A 1,784-nucleotide genomic window follows, 5' to 3' on the forward strand; every position below is an offset into this window, starting at 1 on the left:
AAGGCACCATCACGCTGATGGCCCCGGCCCTGCGGGTGGGCAACCGCGAACAGGAGCTGGTGCGCATGACGGTGGAGTCGGCGCAGCGCATCTGTAACCGTTTTTAAGCCAGTCCGAGGGCGCCGCCGTCTGCAGGCGGCACGGACTGGATGATTGAGGGTTTTGTAGTCCGTTACGTCGGCCTGCGCCGGCGTCCAGTCCATGTCGTCGTCTTTTCTAAGGAACTCATGATGAAGCTTTGCAAGCTGCTGTGCGCTTTTACCGCCAGCCTGGCGATGATCTGCGCTGCCATGCCGGCCGCGCAGGCCGCCCAACCCACTGATAACGTGATCCGTGTGGGCACCGATGCCACTTTCCCGCCGATGGAATTCGTCAAGGATGGCAAGCGTACCGGTTTCGATGTGGAACTGATGGAAGCCCTGGTCAAGACCATGGGCAAGAAGATCCAGTGGATCGATATCGATTTCAAGGGCCTCATCCCGGGCCTCATTTCCAACCGCTTCGACATCGCCGCCTCGGCCATCTACATGACCGATGAGCGTCGCAAGGTAGTCACCTTCAGCGATCCCTACTACCGTGGTGGCCTGGCCGTGCTGGTGCGTCGCGACGACAGCAGCATCAAGGTGCCGGAAGACCTGAACAAGGGTAAGCGCGTGTCGGTCCAGGTGGGCACCAAGTCGGTGGGATACCTGAAAGAAAACTTCCCCGGCGTGGAGCGGGTGGAAGTGGAAAAGAACCAGGCCATGTTCGACCTGCTGGCCACCGGTCGCGTCAATGCGGTGGTAACCGGTCGCCCGGCCGCGGTGGAATATGCGCGCACCCAGCCGCTGGTGCGGGTGCTGGACAAGGGCCTGACCACCGAGTTGTACGGCTTTGCCATGCGCAAGGACGATACTGCGCTGGCCGAGCAATTGAACAAGGCGCTGCAGACCCTGCGCATCAACGGCACCTATACCGCGCTCACCAACAAGTGGTTCGGCAAGAGCGAGTGAGTTCCAGCCGCCACGCTGTCTTCGTTGACTAGACCTACGGCGGCTTGACCTGGCTGTGGTTGCTTTAGCCAGGGCCGCCGATCTCACCCTTCGAACAAACGCCCCCGGCCCGGTCAATGCTGACCGGGAATGGGTTTCCTTTTGCCGGAGCATTTCATGAAACTGGATTTTTCAGGCGTCTGGGACAGTTGGTCTTCGCTGCTGCATGGCACGATGGTGACGGTGGAAATCACCGCTGCCTCGCTGGTGCTGGGCTGTGTGCTGGGCCTGCTGGTCGGCTTGGGGCGGCTCAATCCGCAGCGTCGCGTGATCTATGGCCTGTGTACCTTCTATCTCACGCTGGTGCGCGGCACGCCCCTGCTGGTGCAGTTGTTCCTGTGGTTCTTCGGCTTGCCGCACGTGGGGCTGATCCTGCCGGCCTTCGTCTGCGGCATCCTGGGGCTGGGCATCTATAGCGGAGCCTATATTTCAGAAATCGTGCGCGGTTCCATCCAGTCGATCGAGCGCGGCCAGATGGAAGCGGCACGTTCGCTGGGCTTGCCTTATCGCATGGCGATGCGGCGCGTGATCCTGCCGCAGGCCTTCGTGCGCATGATCCCGCCGCTGGGCAATGAATTCATCGCGCTGATCAAGAATTCGGCACTGGTATCGCTGCTGACCATCGCCGACCTGATGCACGAGGGCGAGAAGATCATCAGCATCACCTACCGCTCGCTGGAAACCTATCTGGTCATCGCCGTGATCTACCTGGTGCTGACCACCTTACCACGCTGGTATTGCGGCGTATCGAAA

At 60.9% G+C, this 1,784-nt stretch carries 1 protein-coding gene and 1 pseudogene; both read left to right on the forward strand.

Annotation, left to right across the window (positions count from 1 at the left end; all coding sequences use genetic code 11):
* The first annotated feature begins 230 nt into the window (after window positions 1–230).
* Window positions 231–992: a glutamine ABC transporter substrate-binding protein gene (locus tag I5W_RS18135; RefSeq protein WP_017453559.1), complete on the forward strand. Its 762-nt coding sequence runs from the start codon at window positions 231–233 to the stop codon at window positions 990–992.
* Window positions 993–1,148: 156 nt separating this feature from the next.
* Window positions 1,149–1,784 (forward strand): annotated as a pseudogene (locus I5W_RS18140) (amino acid ABC transporter permease); the annotation flags it as partial.

The organism is Herbaspirillum sp. B65 (genome assembly GCF_000333555.1).
GTDB classification, from domain to species: Bacteria; Pseudomonadota; Gammaproteobacteria; order Burkholderiales; family Burkholderiaceae_D; genus Herbaspirillum; species Herbaspirillum rubrisubalbicans.

What these genes read in the sequence shown, in the direction of transcription:
- I5W_RS18135 (WP_017453559.1), top strand. Translation starts at nt 231, where the DNA reads ATGAAGCTTTGCAAGCTGCTGTGCGCTTTTACCGCCAGCCTGGCGATG.